We start from the raw sequence: 19,043 nt of genomic DNA, 5'->3' as shown, positions 1-19,043 counted from the left end.
CACCCGCAGACCGTCAACGTCGGCAGACGAGCCGCCCTGTGCAAAGACGGCCCCTCCGTGTCGATAATCTGAGCGCCATGACAGATGGTGTCGTGACGGGCGAAGCGGGCGGAACCCGCGCGCAGCGCGCGACGCTGTCAGAGGTCGCGGCACTCGCCAGCGTCTCGGTCGCCACCGTCTCGAAGGTGCTGAACGGCCGCTCAGGCGTCTCCGACGAGACCCGCAGCCGCGTCGAGTCCCTGCTCGACGAGCGCAACTACAACCGTCGCACGACAGCGCAGAGCACGGCCCCGCTGGTCGACGTGCTGTGCTTCGAGATCGACAGCCCGTTCGGCTCGGCCGCGATCGCGGGCGTCGAGCGCATCACGCGCGAACAGGGCATCGGCATGGTCGTCACCGGCACGCAGGACTCCCACCAGCCCACTGCCGCATGGGTCGAGGGCGTGCTGCGGCGCCAGCCGATCGGCATCATCCTGGTCGCCGCCGCCCTCAGCGAGAAGGTGAAGGCGCGCCTGCGCAGCCGCAACATCCCCGTGGTCATGATCGATCCGTACGGGGCGCCGGGCACCGACGCCCCGTCGATCGGCTCGGCCGACTGGAACGGCGGCTACCTCGCCACCCGACACCTCGTCGAGCTCGGTCACACGAGGATCGCGATCATCACAGGCCCCGACGACATGCTCGCCTCGACGGCGCGCCTGTCGGGCTATCGGGCCGCGCTCGACTCCGCCGGCCTGCGCCCGCGCCGCGACTGGATCAAGCCGGGCAAGTTCCACCACGACGACGGGCTGAGCCAGGGGCTCGAGCTGCTGAGCGCGGAGGGCGATGACCGCCCGACGGCGATCTTCGCCTCGAGCGACATCCAGGCCCTCGGGGTCTACGACGCGGCCCGCTCGCTGGGGCTCGACGTGCCGGGCGACGTCTCGGTGGTCGGCTACGACGACGTCTCGATCGCGAAGTGGGCCGGCCCTGCGATGACGACGATCCACGTGCCGCTCGCCGAGATGGCCGAGCAGGCGATGCACCTCGTCACCCGGCTGCGCGACGAGCCGGAGCTCGCCTTCCGCCGCGTCGACATGGCGACGACGCTCGTCGCCCGCGACAGCACGGCCGCCCCACGCGCGTAGTCCCGCGCGAGTTTCCTCGCCTCCCGGCGCCGTGCGCTGCTGCGATCCGCTTGGCGCTGCTCGCATCCGAGCAGCGCACGCGGCGCGGGCCACGCGGGCGCCCGATTGCGCTCAGATAACGAAACTTTCCTGTTTCTAGAGAAACCTTGACACGACTTTTCGCGCTGGTTACTTTCAACGGCGGGGCGACAACGCAGTCGTCCATGACCAATGAGGAAGAACATGCGATTCCCATTCCGATCGAAGAACGCACTCCGATCGCTCGCCGTCGTCGCAGCCGCAGGCCTCGCGATGACCGGGCTGGCCGCGTGCAGCAGCGGCAACTCAAGCCAGGGATCAGCCGGCTCGGCAACGAAGGGCACGATCAACTGGTGGGGCTGGACCCCGACCAACAGCGACGAGGCGAAGGGCTTCATCGCCGCGTTCAACAAGCAGTATCCCGACATCAAGGTCAACTTCAAGCTGGTCGGCATCAGCGACTATCAGGCCGCGATGCGCCCCGCACTGGCATCCAACAGCGGCCCTGACGTCTACGACCTGCAGCCCGGCGCCTACGTGCAGCAGTTCGGCACCTACGCAGAGGACCTGACCCCCGTCGCCAAGAAGGCCCTCGGCGACGACTGGAAGTCGAAGATCGCGAAGATCGCGGTCGACGGGCTCAGCTCGAAGGGCAAGCTCACGGCCCTGCCGATCGGCTCGACCTTCGCCGGCTCGCTCTGGTACAACGCCGACCTGTTCAAGAAGTACAACCTCGAGCCGCCCAAGACGCTGGACGAGTGGAAGCAGGTGTGCGCCACGTTCAAGCAGAACGGGGTCGGATGCTTCGCCCAGGGCGCCTCGCAGGAGGGCTTCGACCAGGACACCCTGCAGGCCATCGCTAACTCGGTCGACCCGGGTTGGTGGACCAAGGCCTCGAAGGGCGACGCCAAGTGGGACTCCCCGCAGGGCGTCGAGACCCTCACCATCTGGAAGGAGCTGTTCACCGACGGCATCATGCAGGAGGGCGCCCTCGGCGCCCAGCAGTACCCCGACGTGAACAACCAGTTCCTCACCGGCAAGTACGCGATGGTGATGATGGGCAGCTGGTACACGCAGTACGCGACGGCGGATGCCATGACGCAGGCCATCTCGTCCGCGGGCGTCGCCGGCGCCAAGCCGTTCCCGATCCTGCCGATCACGTTCCCCGACGTGGCGGGCAAGGGCAACACGAGCGAGATGTTCGGCGACGCCGACTACGGCCTCGCGGTGGCGAGCAAGTCGAAGAACAAGGCCGCGGCCGAGACCTTCGTGAAGTGGATGGCCACGAGCAAAGAAGGCCAGCAGCAGATCGCCAACCGCCTCGACACCACCCCGGTGCTCGCCGGGGTCGCGCCCGACTTCACCTCGATCAAGTTCGTCGACCCCGAGCTGCAGTCCGGCCCGGTCAACGCCTACCTGAAGGCGACTGCGAGCATCGACGAGCCGCGCTTCGCCCTGCTGAACGCCGACGTCGAGAACGCGTTCCTCGCCGCGGCCCAGTCGGTCGCGAGCGGCAGCGCGAGCCCGCAGAAGGCGGCCACGACGCTGCAGCAGGCCGCCGACGCGGCGAAGGCAGCCAACGGATGACGGTTTCAACCGAACGGTTGACGCAGCGCGGGGTCGGCTCGTCGAGCCGGCCCCGCGCCCGCCGCCGCCTGCAAGCGCCCGGCCTGCCGTGGATCATTCCCGCCCTCGTCCTCTCGGTCGGCCTGATCTACTACTGCATCGCCTACACGGGCTACATCTCGACCCTGAACTGGGACGGCGCGAGCCCCGAGAAGATCTCGGTCGGACTCGAGAACTACACGCGCATCGCTCAGGACCCGATCTTCTGGCGCGCGATCTGGCACACCGTCGCCTTCTTCATCGTGACCTTCGTGGTGCAGACGGTGCTCGGCGTCGTGTTCGCGGTGATCATGCACTCGCGCATCCGCCTCGCCGTGGTCTACAAGGTGATCGTCTTCGTGCCGGTTGTGCTGGCGCCTGCGATCATGGCGCCGGTCTTCCGGCAGATCTTCGCAGCCGACGGCCAGTTCAACTGGGTGCTCGAGCACATCGGCCTGGGGTTCCTCGCGCAGCCGTGGATCGGCCAGGAATCCACCGCCCTGCCCGTGATCATGGTGATCACCATCTGGCAGTGGACCGGGCTCACCTTCGTGCTCTATTACGCGGCGATGAGCCAGATCGACCAGTCGCTGCTCGAGGCGGCGCGCATCGACGGCGCCGGCAACCTGCGCACCCTGGTCAGCATCATCTGGCCGAGTCTGCGCGGCACGACCGTCGCCCTCGCGATCCTCGGCGCGATCGGCGCGCTCAAGACCTTCGACGTGCCGTGGCTCGTCACGATCGCAGGGCCCAACAACGCGACCCAGTTCCTCGGCACGTACATCTACCAGATGACCATTCAGCTGGCGCACGTCGGCTACGGCGCCGCGCTCTCGATCGTGCTGCTCGTGATCGCGCTCGTGATGGCGATCATCCTGCAGATCGTCGGTCGCGAGGAGCGCTCCACCAAGAGGAAGGCGCGCTGATGTTCGAGGTCCGCAGATGGTGGAGCAAAGGCATCCTTCAGCTCGTCGCCACCCTGCTCGTCCTGCCCTACCTGTTCCCCCTGGTCGCGATGGTGCAGGGATCGTTCCAGGGCGACGGCTGGGGCAACTACCGCGACGTGCTGCGGGTGCCGGGCTTCTTCCGCTTCTTCGTGAACAGCGCGATCATCGCGGCCGGCGTGATCGTGATCGTCTATGTCGTCACGATGCTCGCGTCGTACGGGTTCGCCAAGCTGCACATCCGCGCCCGCGAGGTGTACTTCTGGCTGCTGCTCGCGTGCCTCACGCTGCCCGAGGTCGTGCTGCTGACACCGCTGTTCACGACGACGCAGGCGGTCGGCCTGTTCGACACGTACTGGGCCGTCATCCTGCCGCTCGCCGCGCTGCAGGTGCCGTTCGCCGTGCTGCTCACCCGCAACTTCATCAACGGCCTGCCCGACGAGATGTTCGAGGCGGCGCGCGTCGACGGCGCGAACTCGCTGCGCGGGTTCCTCTACCTGGTGATCCCGCTGACGCGGCCGATCGCCGCGGCGGTGCTCATCTTCACGCTCATCGGGGCGTGGAACGACTACCTCATGCCGCTGGTCTTCCTGCAGTCGCAGGACATGCAGACCATCACCCTCGTCCCGCAGTTCTTCGTCGGGGAGTTCAGCAACGACCAGACGAAGATCCTGGCGTCGGCCGTGCTGACGGCGATTCCGGAGATCGTGGCCTACCTGTGCCTCCAGGGACTCTTCGAGCGCGGCCTCTCGGCCGGCGCCATCAAGTAACGCAACTCAATAGGAAGTAGAACCACACATGCCACTCATCCAAGTCGACCTCGACGCCGAGCTGTACGCCAGCACCGGTGACGCCATCGGCGAGGCGGTGCACCAGGCGCAGATCGAGGCGCTCGGGATTCCGGCCGACGACCGCTTCCAGGTGTTCCGCCCGCACGCCCCCGGCGAGTTGAAGTTCGACCCGGGCTACAACGACGTCGACCGGCAGAACCTGCTGCTGATCCAGGTGACCGCGGTGCACATGTACCCGGTCTCCGTGAAGCGGCGGTTCTTCGAGACGGTGGTCGCGAAGCTCGCCCCGCTCGGCGTGCGGCCAGAGGACGTGCAGATCGCGCTCGTCGAGAACGGCTTCGAAGACTGGTACGCAGGACGATGAGCGGGGCAGAGCGGATGCATGAACACGATGGCGCGCCATTGGACGTGCTCTTCCTCGGGGGCACGGGCACGATCAGCGCCTCGAGCGTACGGCTCGCAGTTGCGCACGGATTCCATGTCTCGGTGCTCAACCGCGGCGCGAACCGCACCGGGCGCGAGCTGCCCGACGAGGTCGAGTGGCTGACCGGCGATGTGACGGATGACGCCTCGGTCGTCGCCGCCATCGGCGATCGCACCTTCGACGCGGTCGTCAACTTCCTCTCGTACGACGAGGACGACGTGGCCCGCATGGTCGCGCTCTTCGGTGGCCGTACAAAGCAGTACGTGCACATCAGCTCGGGGTCGATCTATGCGAAGCCCGTGCTGATCACTCCGATCACCGAGTCGACCCCGACGGCGCCCAATCCGCCCCTTCCGTATGCGACCGCGAAGTGGCGCGCCGAGCAGGCCCTCGCCCGCGCCCACCGCGAGCAGGGCTTCCCGGTGACCGTGATCCGCCCGTCGCACACCTACGACGACGCCAACCCGCCGCTCGCCGGCGGCTGGGCGGTCATCGACCGCATCGCCCGCGGCGAGGAGGTGCCGGTGCACGGCGACGGCACCTCGCTGTGGACCCTCACCCATGCCGAGGACTTCGCGCAGGGCCTCGTCGGCCTGCTCGGCAGCGAGCGCGCGATCGGCGAGACGTTCCACATCACCGGCGACGACGTGCTCACGTGGGACCAGATCCACACGCTGTTCGCGCGCGCGCTGGGGGTCGAGCCCAAGCTCGTGCACGTGCCGAGCGAGTTCTACCCCGTGGTGGCGCCCGAATGGTTCTGGTCGGGCGAGTTCGTCGGCGACCTCGGACACTCCGCCGTGTTCGACAACTCGAAGATCCGCCGCTTCGTGCCCGGGTTCGCCCCGAAGCTCACCTTCGAGCGCGCCGTGCGGCGGATGCTGGAGTGGCGCGCCGCGCACCCCGAGACCGCCCACGGCGACGAGGCGACGGAAGAGGTGCTCGAGCGGGTCGTCGATGCCTACCACGCGGCGCGGCAGGCCTTCGCGGACCGGGCTCCCGCCGCCGTCGGCGCGGCGGTAGCTTCGTGAACGTGAACCCCACTGCATCGCACCGCGAGGGAAATACTGCTCTTCCCAGGCATCCGCTCGGCTCCACCGGCCTCGACGTGACGGCGCTGTGCGTCGGCACCAGCCCGCTCGCCAGCATGAAGCGGCTCTACGGCTACGACGTGTCCGACGAGCGCGCCGCCTCGACGCTCGACGCGGTCTTCGACGGCCCGATCCGCTTCATCGACACGTCGAACGGATACGGGGAGGATGGGTCGGCCGAGCGCCGCATCGGCGCGGCGATCGCCGCGCGCAGCGGACTGCCCGCCGACATCGTGCTCGCGACCAAGGTCGACCCCGACCCCGAGACGGGCGCCTTCGACGGGGCGCGCGTGCGCGCGTCGTACGAGGAGAGCCTCGAGCGGCTCGGCGTCGACCGGGTGCCGCTGCTGCACCTGCACGACCCCGAGCGCATCTCGTTCGACGAGGCGGTCGCGCCCGGCGGTGCGGTCGAGGCTCTGGTCGCGCTGAAGGAGGCCGGCGCGGTCGACTTCATCGGCGTCGCCGGCGGCCCGGTCGACCTGCTGCAGCAGTACCTCGACACCGAGGCGTTCGACGTCGTGCTGAGCCACAACCGCTACACGTTGCTCGACCGCTCGGCGCAGCGCCTGTTCGAGGGCGCGCACGAGCGCGGCATCGGCGTGATCAATGCGGCGCCCTACGGCGGCGGGATGCTGGCGAAGGGCCCCGACACGCAGTCGAAGTACGGCTACGGCGAGCGCGACGATCGCATTGCGGATGCCGCGCGGGCCATGCAGGCCGCGTGCGAGCGCTACGGGGTGCCGCTCGCGGCGGCGGCTCTTCAGTTCTCGCTGCGCGCAGCGTTCGTCGACTCGACGGTCGTGGGGGTCTCGTCCCCGGAGCGTGTCGCCGAGACGGTCGGGTTCGCCACGCTCGAGCTGCCGGATGAGCTGTGGCCCGAGCTGGAGTCCCTGGTCCCGCCCTCGTCCCTCTGGCTGAACTGATCCGCCCTCCGATCGTTGAGGTGCAGCGGGCAGCGCTGCGTCTCGAAACGATCACGCGTTTTCTCGGGTTCACGTGAACGAGGGAACCATTCGCGCGGCGGAGAGAGCTGTTGTTCTCTCCGCCGCACTTCCGAAGGGAACATCGGTTCCCTCGCGCGAAGAAGTGGTTCCGCCAGGCAGATGCGCGCGAGCGAACGGGCGACAGCCTTGCGCGCGTGCGGAGCCGCGTGCGAACGCCTACTTACGGATTCCGCGGCGCGGCCGTCGAGCCCCGCACGACCAGCTGGGTCGCGAGGTCGATGCGCAGGTGGTCCTGCGCAGAGCGCTCGCGCAGCCGCAGCGCGAGCCGCGTCGCCTGCTCGGCCATGTCGGCCGTCGGCTGTCGAACGGTCGTGAGCGGCGGGCCCACCCAGGCCGCGACGGGCAGGTCGTCGAATCCGACCACCGAGAGCTCGACGGGGATCGCGATCCCTTTCTCACGCGCGGCCTCGTACACGCCGAGCGCCTGCAGGTCGCTCTCGGCGAAGATCGCGGTCGGCGGCTCGGGCAGCGACAGCAGGGCGAGCCCCTCGGCGAGCCCGCTCTGAATGTCGAAGTCACCGGCCCGCAGATACTCGACGGGCACGGACACCCCGGCGGCATCCAGCGCAGAGCGGAAACCCGAGAGCCGAGCGCGCGACATCAGCATGTCGTCGGGCCCGGCGATGACCGCGACGCGCCGGTGCCCGAGCTCCAGCAGGTGACGGGCGGCGAGCGTGCCGCCCGTCCAGTTCGCGGCGCCGATCGCGGGCACGTCGGGCGGCGGGTCGCCGGCCGGGTCGATGATCACGAAGGGGATGTTCCGCACGCGCAGCTGCCGCCGCGACTCCTCGGGCAGCCCGGACAGCACGAGCACCACCCCGACGGGCCGGCGCTCCAGGGCACCCTCGATCCAGTCGGGCGCGGGCGCATGCCGGTCGCCGCTCTCAGTGACGACGACCGACAGCCCGTTCTCCTTCGCGACGCGCTCAACACCGCGGATGATCTCGAGCGTCCACTCCGTGCCGAGCTGCCCGAACACGACCTCGATGAGCGACGACGACTGCGCGGTGCCGCGGCGGTTGTAGCCGTGCCCGTGCAGCAACCCCTCGATCTGGGCCCGGGTCGTGTCCGACACCCCGGTGCGCCCGTTCAAGACCTTCGACACCGTCGACAGCGACACCCCGGCCTCGTCGGCGATGCGCGACAGGGTCGCGCGCTCGCTCGAATCGGTCATGTCCGCGATCCTAGGGCCCGGCCTACGGCGTGTCGGACAGCGGCACGGGCGCCGGGCGCTCGACGGTGCTCGAGAGCTCGACGACGCGCCCCTCAGACGATGCCGTGAGGATCGACTCCATGATGTCGAGCACATGGAACGCGAGCTCGCCCGACGCCCGATGCGGGGTGCCCGCGGTGATCGACGCGGCGAGATCGGCGAGGCCGTAGCCGCGCCCGGCATCCCGATAGCCCGCCGACTCCGGCACGACGGCCCACTCGCCCGACTCGGCCGTGAACACCTCGACGGCGTCCGAGAACCGGTTCGGGTCCGGCACAGCGAGCGTGCCGAGCGAGCCGTACACCTCGAACAGCGGCGAGCGCGTCGCCCACACCTCGAAGCTCACGGTCACGGTCGAGGCGACGCCCGACGCATGCTCGAGCAGCGCCGTGATGTGCGTGTCGACGTCCACCGGCAACACGGTGCCCGCGTTCGGCCCGGTGGCGATCGTGCGCTCGCGCGCCGACCGCCGCGCGACGCCCGAGACGCGCGCGACCGGCCCGAGCAGGTGCACGAGGCTGGTCAGATAGTACGGCCCCATGTCATAGAGCGGCCCGCCACCCGGCTGGTAATAGAAAGCAGGGGCCGGATGCCAGCGCTCATGCCCCGGCGCAGACCAGTGCACCGACGCGCCGAGCACTTCGCCGATGGTGCCGTCGTCGACGACTTTGCGCGCGGTCTGGATGCCGGTGCCGAGCACGGTGTCCGGCGCGCTTCCGACGCGCAGGCCGTTCGTCTGTGCCGCGATCAGCGGCGCAGCCTCGGCCGTCGACAGCCCGAGCGGCTTCTCGGCGAACACGTGCTTGCCCGCGGCGAGCGCGCGCAGGCCGACCTCGACGTGCGCCGCCGGGATCGTGAGGTTGATGATCGCGTCGATGTCATCGGAGGCGAGCAGCTCGTCGACCGTCCGCGAGACGACGCCCTGCTCGGCGGCGACCTCTGCTGCCCGGGCCTCGTTGAGGTCGGCCACAGCCACGAGGCGAAGATTCGGCAGCTTCGGCAGGCTGTCGAAGTACTGCTTCGAGATCACACCGACGCCGATCACGCCGACGCGCAGCACCTCGGGCGAGGCATCCGCGCTCATGCTGCGACCGCCTCAGAGCCGCGCGCCGCCCACAGCAGCCCGCGCTCGATGATGGTGCGCACGTTCGGGTCGTTGACGATCTCGAGCTTGTGCCCCGGGGCCGAGACGAAGATGCGGCCTTTGCCCCACTGGCGGGTCCAGATCGCGGGCGCGGTGACGGGCCGATTCCAGGCATCCCACGGCCGCACCGCCTGCGTCGTCGTGGCCAGCACGTCGTTGTACTCGTCGGACAGCACCCAGTACTGCTCGGTGTGCAACTCGAAGTCGGTGATCCCTGCAGTGATGGGATGCGACCTGCCGTACTCGGTGATGTTCACGGTGTACGGCAGGTAGTTGTCCGACTGCTCGCCGGTGCGCAGCTCGGGTGCGATGCCCGCATGGTGGGCGAACTGACCGCCGATCATGTGCAGGTAGTCGGCGTTGTCGCGGTACGAGTCGGCGATGCCGCCATGCCAGCCGGCGAGGCCCGTGCCGTTCAGCACCGCGCGCCTGAGGCCGGCGAACTCGCCCCTCTCGATCGAGTTCATGGTGTTGATCTGCACGATGAGGTCGACGGTGTCGAGGTAGTCGAAGTCGGTATAGACCCTGGTCCCCTCCGAGACCCGCACCCGGAAGCCGTGCTCCTCGAGGAACGGGATGACCGAGTCGGTGGTCTCGACCGGCTCGTGGCCGTCCCAGCCGCCGCGGACGATGAGCGCGTTGCGCTGCGTCATATCTCTTGATTCCTTAGTTGTTGGTTCTTAGTTCTTGGTGCTGAATGCAGCGTCGAATGCGGTGGCGGATGCCTCGATCGCATGTTCGCGGACGAAGGCGAGCGCCTCTGGGGCGCCCTTCAGCCGGTCGAAGCCGGCGTCCTCCCACTCGACCGAGAGCGGACCCTCATAGCCGATGGCGTTGAGCATGCGGAAGGCGTCCTCCCACGGCACGTCGCCATGGCCCGTGTTGATGAAGTCCCAGCCGCGCCTCGGGTCGGCCCAGGCGAGGTGCGAGGACAGTCGGCCGTTGCGGCCGTTGAGGCGCTTCTTCGTGTCCTTGCAGTGCACGTGGTAGATGCGGTCCTGGAAGTCCCACAGGAACCCGACGGGGTCGAGGTCCTGCCAGACCATGTGCGACGGGTCCCAGTTGAGGCCGAACGACTCGCGGTGGCCGATCGCCTCGAGGGTCGCCTTGGTGGTCCAGTAGTCGTAGGCGATCTCGGACGGGTGCGGCTCGAGCGCGAACTTCACGCCGACCTCGTCGAACACGTCGATGATCGGGTTCCAGCGGTCGGCGAAGTCCTGGTAGCCGGCGTCCACCATGGCCTGCGAGGCCGGCGGGAACATCGCGACGTACTTCCAGATGGACGAGCCGGTGAACCCGGTGACGACCTTCGCGCCGAGGCGGGCCGCGGCCCGCGCGGTGTTCTTGACCTCTTCGGCGGCGCGCTGGCGCACGCCCTCGGGGTCGCCGCCGCCCCACACCGAGTCGGGCAGGATGTCGCGGTGGCGCTGGTCGATCGGGTCGTCGCAGACCGCCTGGCCCTTGAGGTGGTTCGAGATCGCGAACACCTTGAGGCCGTTCTTCTCGAGGATCGCGAGCCGGTCGGCGACGTAGTCGTCGTCGACGGCGGCGCGGTTCGGGTCGAGGTGGTCGCCCCACGAGGCGATCTCCAGGCCGTCGTAGCCCCACTCGCCCGCGAGCCGCGCGACTTCCTCGAACGGCAGGTCGGCCCACTGGCCGGTGAACAGGGTGACAGGTCGTGCCATGGCTTCTCTCCTTCGAGTGCTCGGGCTAGGAAACGGTGGTCCACCGGGCGCTGTCGGCGGATGACCGCTCGACCGCGTCCAGCACCTGCTGCACCTGCAGCCCGTCGTCGAACGACGGCGACGGCGCGCGCTCTTCCGCGATGTCGAAGATCAGGTCACGCACCTGGTGCGAGAACGGATGCTCGTACCCGAGGCCGTGCCCCGTCGGCCACCATGCGGCGGCGTAGGGGTGCTCGGGTTCGGTGACGAAGATGCGGCGGAAGCCCTGCTCGCCGGCGGCATCGGCGCCGTCGTAGAACTCGAGCTCGTTCATCTTCTCGAGGTCGAACACGATCGCCCCGCGCGAGCCGAAGATCTCGATCTTGAGCCCGTTCTTGCGGCCGGTGGCGTAGCGCGTCGCCTCGAAGCTCGCGACCGCGCCGCCCGAGAGCTGCCCGGTGAACCAGGCGGCGTCGTCGACCGTGACGGTGCCGCGTTCGTCGGAGGCGGTGCCCGACAGCCCGACTCCGCTGGCAAGCAGCGGCCGCTCGGTGACGAAGGTGCGCAGATGGCCGGAGACCTGCTCGACGCTCTGCCCGGTGATGAACTGCACCGCGTCGACGGCGTGCGCGCCGATGTCGCCGAGCGAGCCCGAGCCGGCGAGCTTCTTGTCGAGCCGCCACGTCATGGGGCCGTTCTCGTCGACGAGCCAGTCCTGCAGGTACGCGGCGCGCGCCTGGCGCACCTCGCCGATACGGCCGGCCTGCACGAGCTCGCGCGCGAAGGTGAGCGCGGGCACGCGGCGGTATGAGAAGCCGACCATCGAGCGGATGCCGCGGGCGGCGGCATCGCGCGCGGCATCCGCCATCGCCCTCGCCTCCTCGACCGTGTTCGCGAGCGGCTTCTCGCACAGCACGTGTTTGCCCGCCTGAAGTGCGGCGATCGCGATCTCTGCGTGGCTGTCGCCGGGCGAGCAGATGTCGACGAGGTCGACGTCGTCGCGCGCGACGACCTCGCGCCAGTCGGTCGATGCCTCGGCCCAGCCGAGCTTCTCGGCCGCGGCTTGGGTCTTCGCGGCGTCGCGCCCGACGATCACGGTCATCTCAGGGTGGAACGGCAGGTCGAAGAACCGCGGGGCGACGCGGAAGGCCTGGCTGTGGGCGGCTCCCATGAAGCCGGTGCCGATCAGCGCGACGTGCAGGGTGGGTGTTGAGGTCACAGAAGACTCCTTCGTCTCAGAGAAACATATCGCACTCTGGACAGAGAGTTTCGCAAATTCCGCTTTTCGCGTGCGCGGGTGAAACGTTGCTTCCGCGGGTCGAACTACGCCCGCGGAACCGTCGCTTCTCCCGCGCGCACGAGCGGCGGCGCCGTGCTCTCGCGCACCACAAGCGTCGTCGCGAGGTCGACCCGCGCGGCGCGCACCGCACCGCCCTGCGCGTCGAGCGCGAGCAGCGCGGCCTGCTCGCCCATCTCGGCGAGCGGCTGCCGGATCGTCGTGAGCGGCGGCCCCGACCAGCTCGCGATCTCGAGGTCGTCATAGCCGACGATGGACACGTCGCGGGGCACCGACAGCCCCAGCATCCGCGCCGCCTCGAGCACACCGAGCGCGGTGAGGTCGTTGCCCGCGAAGATCGCCGTCGGCCGGTCCGGCAGTTGCAGCAGCTCGCGACCGAAGTTCAGCCCGTCCTCGCGCAGGAAGTTGCCCCAGCGCAGCGCGTCCGATCGGAACGGGACGCCGGCCTCGTCGAGCGCCGCGCGGAACCCGGAGAGGCGAGCGCGCGAGCACATCATGTCCTGCGGGCCGCCGATCACGGCGATCGACCGGTGGCCGAGCTCGAGCAGGTGGCGCGCGGCGAGCACGCCGCCCGACCAGTTCGCACTGCCCACAGACGGCACATCGGGTGCCGGGTCGCCCGCGGGGTCAACGATGACGAACGGGATGCCGCGCAACGCCAGCCGCTGCTTCGCATCGGCAGGCAGGTCGCTGAACACGAGCACCACTCCGGCGGGGCGGCGCTGCAGCACCTGCGCGAGCCACTCGGGCCCCGGGGTGTGCCGATCGCCCGTCTCGCTCAGCACCACACTCAGCCCGCGCGACACCGCCGCCCGCTGCACACCGCGGATGATCTCGATCGCGAACGCCGTCTCGACCCGCTCGAAGACGAGCTCGATGAACGGCTGGCGGCGCCGATCGGCGGGCTGCCGGTAGCCATGGGTGCGCAGCGCCTGCTCGACGCGCGCCCGGGTCTCGGCTGAGACGCCGGAGCGGCCGTTCAGCACCTTCGAGACGGTCGACGGCGAGACCTCTGCCGACTCGGCGATGCGCGTGAGGGTTGCGGCGGAGCGGGTCATGCCGGCCACTCCTCGACGAGGTGGGTCGCGACACGGAACGCGTTCGCGACGATGGTGAGCGTGGGGTTCACGCTGCCGTTGGTCGGGTGCAGCGACGAGTCGCACACCACAACGCGGCGCGCTCCCCACAGCCGCCCGAACCGGTCGGTCGCCCCCGTCGCCGGGTCGTCGCTCATGCGCGCGGTTCCGCAGCTGTGCTCGCCGGCGGCCGACGCGGTCGCGGTGCCGACCAGCCGTCGCACCTCGCGAGCGCCTGCGGCTTCGAGCCACGCGGCGCCTTCGCGCGCGAGCCCGGTCTCGACCTCCTGCGAGGCCCAGTGCACGTCCTTCCGCAGCCGCGCCCCCGGCTTCCCCCAGCGGTCGAGCACGCCGTCCGCGAGCGACACGCGCGAGGTCGGCAGCGGAATCTCCTGCCCCATCGCGAACACCCCGAATGAATGGGCGCGCCCCTCGCGCATCCACTCCTTGTGCTTGGCGCCCCACGTGGGCACGTCGGGCGACGGCGCGAGCGCGCTCGTCAGGGGCAGCAGGCTCATCAGGTCGACGAGCACGCCCCCGCCCCACGGCACGCTCGGCGAGTGCACGTGGTCGAGCGTCGCGATCGAATGCCCGGGGCCGATAAAGTTCTTGACCTTCTCGTCGACGGTTCCGAGCACCGTGACGGCGCGGTGATCGTGGATGTTCCGACCCAGCTCGTCGTTGCCGAGCCCGCTCGCCTGCAGCAGCCGCGGCGTCTCGACCGCGCCGGCCGACACGATGACGACATCGGCGCGCACGGTCAGCTCGACGGGCTGGGTGCTCGCGTTCGCCATGACGACGACGGATGCCCCACCCGGCGCATCCCGCACCTCGATCGCCTCCGCGTCGTACAGCACCCGGCAGTTGCCGGTGGCGACCGCGCGCGGGATGAAGGTGTTGTGCGCGCCGTTCTTCGCGTTCACGGGGCACGCGTGGCCGACGCACTGCGCGCAGCGCACGCACGCGGGGCGGCCCTCGTGCTCGACGCTGTTGAGCGCGAGCGGGATGGGGCCCCAGCCCCAGCCGAGCCGGTCGGCTGCGGCGGCGAGCAGCTCTCGTGCGGGCTCCGTGCCGAACGGCGGCATCGGGTAGCCCTTCGTGCGCGGCATCCGGCGCGTCAGCGCGCCTTCTTCGCCCGCGACGCCGAGCTCCCACTCGGCGCGCGTGTAGAACGGCTCGAGCTCGTCGTAACTGATCGGCCAGTCGGCGAGGCTCGCACCCTCCGGGTTGCCGTACAGCGCACGCATCCGGAAGTCCTCGGGCATGAACCGCCAGGCCATGCCCTGCCAGATGCGGGTGCCGCCGCCGAACGCGTCGGCGTTGAGGCCGTAGCGGCCCGCGTCGCCCGTGCCGTCGACCAACTCGTCGCCGGCGCTGTCCTCCTGTGCGCGAAGATTGGCCTCCCGGCCCGGCACATGAATTCGCGGATGCTGCGGGCCGGGCCCGACGCGCACCGAATACACCGCGTTCCGCTTGTCGTGCAGGTGATCGTTGCGGAGCAGCCGGTTCGGCACCGCGGGCATGCGCTCGAGGAGCAGCACCGACTTGCCGGCCTGCGCCAGCACCTGCGCCGCGACACCGCCGCCCGGCCCGCTGCCGATCACGACGGCGTCGTAGTGACCGGCGACGGATGCCACGTCGAGGCCGTCTGGAAGCTCGGGCTCCACGATCTGTGTGCCCTCGGGCACGTGACGGAACCCGATCATGCCGAGGCCTACGGGGTCGCTCCGCCGCGCATCCGCGGCGTAGAAGCCCTCATAGGCGATGCGCCGCAGCTGCGCGAAGGCGTCGCTGCCCGCGCCCCCTTCGATCTCCCGAAGGATCTCGTCCTGTTCTTCTGGTGCGAGGTCGGCGAAGCCGGACCCCGGCCGTGCGGCGGCCGCGCTCGTGTCGAGCCGGACGCCGAGGGCGGCGAGGCCGGGAGCCGCGTCCAGCGGCTCCCGGCCTGCAACCCTCAGGTATTCGGCGACTCCCCCGGCCCAGCCTGCCGGCCAGGAATCCGCGGGGATGATGCGGTCGACCGCGGCGCGGAGCGCACGGTCTTCGACGATCCTTTCCCGATCGTCGCTGCCCACGTTCTCAACGACCTGCGAGCGACCCACCGATGCCGCCGACGCTGAAGTACCGGTTCAGCACGGCGAAGACGATGATCGGCGGCAGCATCATGATGACCGCGACGGCCATGACGCTTCCCCAGTCGGTGGAGTTCTGCTGGAAGAACGTGTTCAGACCGACGGTCAGCGTGTAGTTGAGGTCGGTGCGCAGGAACACGAGCGCCACCAGGTACTCGTTCCAGGCCAGCAGGAACGCGAAGATCGCGGTCGAGAGCACACCGGGAAGCGAGTTGCGCAGCACGACGCGGGTGAAGCTGCCGAAGACGCTCGCACCATCGATCCAGGCGGCCTCTTCGAGGCTGATCGGGATCGAGTCGAAGTACGCCGCCATCATCCAGATCGCGACCGACATGGTCGAGCCGACGTAGATGATCATGACGCCGCCGAGGGTGTCGGCGAGGTGCAGGTTCGAGAACAGGATGTACAGCGGGATGACCGCGGTCACGACGGGCAGCGACTGCACGACGAACAGGATCAGCGCGTAGCTGGACACGAGGCGGTTGCGCCCGCGAGAGAGCACGTAGCCGGCGGGCGACGCGATGACCACGCAGACGACCACCGTGACGGCCGCGATGATCAGGCTGTTCTCGAGCCAGGTGATGACCTCGGAGTTCTGGAGGACGTAGGTGAAGTTGCCGAGGGTGAGGCCCGTGGCAGCCGAGGTGTTGAGCGACGGTGTCACCGACAGCACGAACACGGAGACGATCGGGATGACCACGACGGCCGTGATCACGAGGACGACGAGAAGTCGCCACCACTTGCCCCGCTCGGCGGGGTCGTGTGAGCCGCGGCGTCGGGTGGTGGCGGTGACGCCGACCTGGAGGGTGCCCCTGGCGACGTGGCCGAGGTCGTTCGCTTCGGTGGTCATTCGATGTTCACCTTCTGAATCTGGCGGTAGAGCACCACCGAGACGACCACGAGCACGATCGTCATGATGAATGCGGTCGCGACACCGGGCCCGACCTGGTTGTTCAAGAACACGGACTCGTAGGCCTGCACGACCAGCGTGTTCGCGCGGCCGCCCTGGCCGAGGAGGAGGAAGACGGTCGGGAAGTCGTTGACACAGAAGATCGTCATCAGGATCCAGCTGATGTAGGTGGTCCGAGAGATCATCGGCAGCGTGATGCGGGTGAAGGTCTGCCAGGTGCCGGCACCGTCCACCTTGGACGCCTCGTAGACGTTGGTGTCGACCGACGCGAGCGCCGAGCTCATCATCATCATCATGAAGGGGAAGCTGATCCACACCTTGAAGACGCAGACCGTGACCTTGGCGAGCGTCGGGTCGGCGAGGAACAGCACGTTCCCGAGGCCGATCGCGTGGGCGAAGATCACGCCGGGCGACTGCGGCGTCGCGAGCAGCCAGTTCCACGAGGTGGCCGAGACGACCGTCGGAACGATCCACGGCAGAAGGAGGAGCACCTTCCACAGACCGTTCAGGGGGATGCGGGTGCGCAGCAGCAGCGCGAGACCGAGTCCGACCGCCCAGCTGCCGAAGACGCCGGCGACCGTGAAGATCAGGGTGAAGCCGGCCGTGTCCCAGAAGTCGCGCGAGGTCAGAACGTCGACGTAGTTCTGGAGCCCGACGAAGTCGCCCTGGCTGACCAGATCGCCGAAGTGCAGCGACTGCCAGGCCGCATAGATGAGCGGGTAGAGATTCAGCAGCAGCAGCAGCACGACGGAAGGCAGCGCGAACGCCAGGAACGTGCCGGTGAACTTGATCGCCTTGCCACGCTTCTTGGCTCGGCCCGGCGCGTTCCCGGACCCGCTCACCCCTACGCCGTGGCGCGCCCTGTTCGGGGCGTCGCTGACGGTCTCGGTCGACATTCAGTACTCCTTTTTCGGTGCTATCCAGTAACAGGCAAACGCGGGTGGGCCCTGTTCTGGGCCCACCCGCTGTTCACATGAACTACTTCTTCATCAGACCTTCGAGCGTGGTCTGGAACTGCGTGAGCAGGTCCTTGGCCGACGTCTTGTCGGTCGGCGTCAGCACCTTCTGGGCGAAAGTGTAGGTCGGCGCCGTGCCGTCAACGGTGTTCGCGACGTTGTAGAAGATGCCCGTGTTGCCCGGGGCGCCCCAGGTCTTGAACACGCCGGGGGTCACCCAGTTGTCGATGATCGCCTTGTTGTTCGGGTCGCCGGCGATGGCCGGGTCGTCCGAGATGGACTTCAGCGGGGGAAGGCCGATGCCGGTCTTCTTGGTCCAGAGCGTCTTCATGTTCTGGTAGTAGTACGTGAGCAGGTCCAGGTTCGCGTCCTTCGACGGCGTGTTGTTCCACGTCATCATCGGGTTCGGGAAGTACAGGAAGCCCTTGTCGCCGTGGGGGGCGGTGAGCGGGGTCGCGACGGCGACCTCCTTCTGAACGGCGCCGGTGACGTTCACGCTGAGGCCGGCGGTGTCCCAACCGTAGGCCATCTTGTGGTTCTGCCACTGGGTGTAGACGTTGGCGTTGGTGTAGCTCGACGCGGCCGGGTCGGAGTAACCGCTGCGGACCAGCTCGAGGAAGAAGTCCAGCGCCTCCTCGTTGCGGTCGGTGTCGGCGTCCGGCTCCTGCTTGTCGTTGAACCAGCCGCCGCCGTTGTTGATCAGGAAGCCCGTGATCGCGTGGAAGCCGATGTTGTTGCCCGAGCCCGAGCCGAGGCCGAGGCCGTAGATGCCCTTGGTCTTGAGCGTGGCGCAGACGGTCTTGTACTCGTCCCACGTGGTCGGGACCTGAAGGCCGTACTGGTCGAACAGCGTCTTGTTGTACCAAGCGGGACGCACGTCGAGGTTGTAGGGAACGCCGGTGGTGCCCTTGTCGGTCTTCAGCGCGTCGAGCAGGCCCGGCAGGAAGTCGTCCTTGATGCCGTTGTCGGTCCACTTGCCCGCGATCAGGTCGTCCAGGTACTGGATCTTGCCGTCGTGCGCATAGAGCACGGAGGTGGTGCCACCGCCCGAGCTGACTGCGGGGCCGGTGTTCGACGACGCGCCGGTCGCGAACTGGGTGGTGAAGTTCGCCCACTGGATCTGCTGGTACGTGGCGGTGAAGTCCTTGTACTTCCACCCAGCGACGATCCGCTTGTCTTCGGCGAGGAACGCCGGGGTGCCCCACGGCATGTTCCAGAACTTGAGCTTGCCGCCGGAGGCGCTTCCGCCTCCACCGCCGTTGCCGGCGCGGCTGCACGCCGCGAGAAGGGTGCTAGCTGCGACCCCGCCTGCGACTCCGATAAAAGTGCGACGCGTGAACGCGGCGCCCGACTGCTGTGCCATCGGTCGATCCTTCCGTCCCGTCTAAAGCGCGGGACTTTTGCTCTTCCTTGAACAAAAAATTTCCGAGCAGGCCTCGGTGTCAAGAGTGACGCTGTAATTCCTACCTTGCGCCTGATGCGATGTCAATCGAGACGATCGGCACGTCGCGAGGGCGACCGAATCCCGCCAATCGCTTCCGTTCAGCAGAGAAATCCCCGATCAGAGCCAAATTCACTAGAATTGAGGCTAACCGGTTCAGTAAACCGACCCCGAAATGCCCCCCGGACGTGGGTATTCGGCCCTCGACG

Annotated in this window: 17 protein-coding genes; 7 read left to right on the top strand and 10 right to left on the bottom strand. The window is 68.7% G+C overall.

Translation table 11 applies throughout. The annotated features are described in order from the left end of the window. The first annotated feature begins 77 nt into the window (after positions 1-77). From D7I44_RS11525 to D7I44_RS11495, 7 genes are all read left to right on the top strand, one after another. Positions 78-1,127, top strand: a complete 1,050-nt coding sequence (locus D7I44_RS11525; RefSeq protein ID WP_120789626.1) for a LacI family DNA-binding transcriptional regulator — start codon at positions 78-80, stop codon at positions 1,125-1,127. 222 nt (positions 1,128-1,349) lie between these two features. Then, positions 1,350-2,732: an ABC transporter substrate-binding protein gene (locus D7I44_RS11520; protein WP_162940231.1), complete on the top strand. Its 1,383-nt coding sequence runs from the start codon at positions 1,350-1,352 to the stop codon at positions 2,730-2,732. Further along, positions 2,729-3,676: a carbohydrate ABC transporter permease gene (locus D7I44_RS11515; protein WP_120789624.1), complete on the top strand. Its 948-nt coding sequence runs from the start codon at positions 2,729-2,731 to the stop codon at positions 3,674-3,676. Before D7I44_RS11520 ends, D7I44_RS11515 begins: the two co-directional genes overlap by 4 nt. Then, positions 3,676-4,464, top strand: a complete 789-nt coding sequence (locus D7I44_RS11510; RefSeq protein WP_120789623.1) for a carbohydrate ABC transporter permease — start codon at positions 3,676-3,678, stop codon at positions 4,462-4,464. The genes D7I44_RS11515 and D7I44_RS11510 overlap by 1 nt, the downstream gene beginning before the upstream one ends. 28 nt (positions 4,465-4,492) lie before the next feature. Then, positions 4,493-4,849 carry a tautomerase family protein gene (locus tag D7I44_RS11505; RefSeq protein WP_120789622.1) on the top strand — a complete coding sequence of 119 codons (357 nt, stop codon included), beginning with the start codon at positions 4,493-4,495 and terminating at the stop codon, positions 4,847-4,849. A 14-nt stretch (positions 4,850-4,863) separates the two neighbouring features. Further along, positions 4,864-5,937, top strand: coding sequence for an NAD-dependent epimerase/dehydratase family protein (locus D7I44_RS11500; RefSeq protein ID WP_120789621.1), 1,074 nt, complete (start codon positions 4,864-4,866; stop codon positions 5,935-5,937). A 2-nt stretch (positions 5,938-5,939) separates the two neighbouring features. Beyond that, a complete protein-coding gene (locus D7I44_RS11495; protein WP_245979555.1) occupies positions 5,940-6,920 on the top strand; it encodes an aldo/keto reductase in 981 nt (326 codons plus the stop codon). Between the two features lie 241 nt (positions 6,921-7,161). Here D7I44_RS11495 and D7I44_RS11490 read toward each other — a convergent pair whose 3' ends face one another. The 10 genes from D7I44_RS11490 to D7I44_RS11445 form a co-directional block, all read right to left on the bottom strand. After that, the gene (locus tag D7I44_RS11490) at positions 7,162-8,175 is read right to left on the bottom strand and encodes a LacI family DNA-binding transcriptional regulator (protein WP_120789620.1); all 1,014 of its coding nucleotides are present in this window, start codon (positions 8,173-8,175) and stop codon (positions 7,162-7,164) included. Between the two features lie 22 nt (positions 8,176-8,197). Further along, positions 8,198-9,298 (bottom strand): Gfo/Idh/MocA family protein, encoded by a 1,101-nt coding sequence (locus D7I44_RS11485; RefSeq protein ID WP_120789619.1) that lies wholly within the window; start codon positions 9,296-9,298, stop codon positions 8,198-8,200. After that, complete coding sequence (locus tag D7I44_RS11480) at positions 9,295-10,011, bottom strand: ThuA domain-containing protein (RefSeq protein WP_120789618.1); 717 nt, start codon at positions 10,009-10,011, stop codon at positions 9,295-9,297. Before D7I44_RS11480 ends, D7I44_RS11485 begins: the two co-directional genes overlap by 4 nt. Positions 10,012-10,038: 27 nt before the next feature. Beyond that, positions 10,039-11,043: a sugar phosphate isomerase/epimerase family protein gene (locus tag D7I44_RS11475; protein ID WP_120789617.1), complete on the bottom strand. Its 1,005-nt coding sequence runs from the start codon at positions 11,041-11,043 to the stop codon at positions 10,039-10,041. 25 nt (positions 11,044-11,068) lie between these two features. Then, positions 11,069-12,193: a Gfo/Idh/MocA family protein gene (locus D7I44_RS11470; protein WP_245980295.1), complete on the bottom strand. Its 1,125-nt coding sequence runs from the start codon at positions 12,191-12,193 to the stop codon at positions 11,069-11,071. Positions 12,194-12,345: 152 nt separating this feature from the next. Next, the gene (locus D7I44_RS11465) at positions 12,346-13,377 is read right to left on the bottom strand and encodes a LacI family DNA-binding transcriptional regulator (protein ID WP_120789616.1); all 1,032 of its coding nucleotides are present in this window, start codon (positions 13,375-13,377) and stop codon (positions 12,346-12,348) included. Beyond that, positions 13,374-15,497, bottom strand: a complete 2,124-nt coding sequence (locus D7I44_RS11460; protein ID WP_120789615.1) for a GMC family oxidoreductase — start codon at positions 15,495-15,497, stop codon at positions 13,374-13,376. Before D7I44_RS11460 ends, D7I44_RS11465 begins: the two co-directional genes overlap by 4 nt. Then, complete coding sequence (locus tag D7I44_RS11455) at positions 15,475-16,377, bottom strand: carbohydrate ABC transporter permease (RefSeq protein ID WP_120789614.1); 903 nt, start codon at positions 16,375-16,377, stop codon at positions 15,475-15,477. The genes D7I44_RS11460 and D7I44_RS11455 overlap by 23 nt, the downstream gene beginning before the upstream one ends. Then, a complete protein-coding gene (locus tag D7I44_RS11450) occupies positions 16,374-17,333 on the bottom strand; it encodes a carbohydrate ABC transporter permease (protein ID WP_120789613.1) in 960 nt (319 codons plus the stop codon). The genes D7I44_RS11455 and D7I44_RS11450 overlap by 4 nt, the downstream gene beginning before the upstream one ends. Before the next feature lie 82 nt (positions 17,334-17,415). Further along, complete coding sequence (locus D7I44_RS11445; RefSeq protein WP_120789612.1) at positions 17,416-18,756, bottom strand: ABC transporter substrate-binding protein; 1,341 nt, start codon at positions 18,754-18,756, stop codon at positions 17,416-17,418. Positions 18,757-19,043: the final 287 nt, after the last annotated feature.

The sequence above is a fragment of the Gryllotalpicola protaetiae genome, assembly GCF_003627055.1.
In the GTDB taxonomy this organism is placed as follows: Bacteria; Actinomycetota; Actinomycetes; order Actinomycetales; family Microbacteriaceae; genus Gryllotalpicola; species Gryllotalpicola protaetiae.
Note: the sequence above shows the minus strand (reverse complement) of the source record. Positions and strands in the feature narration are given on the sequence as shown.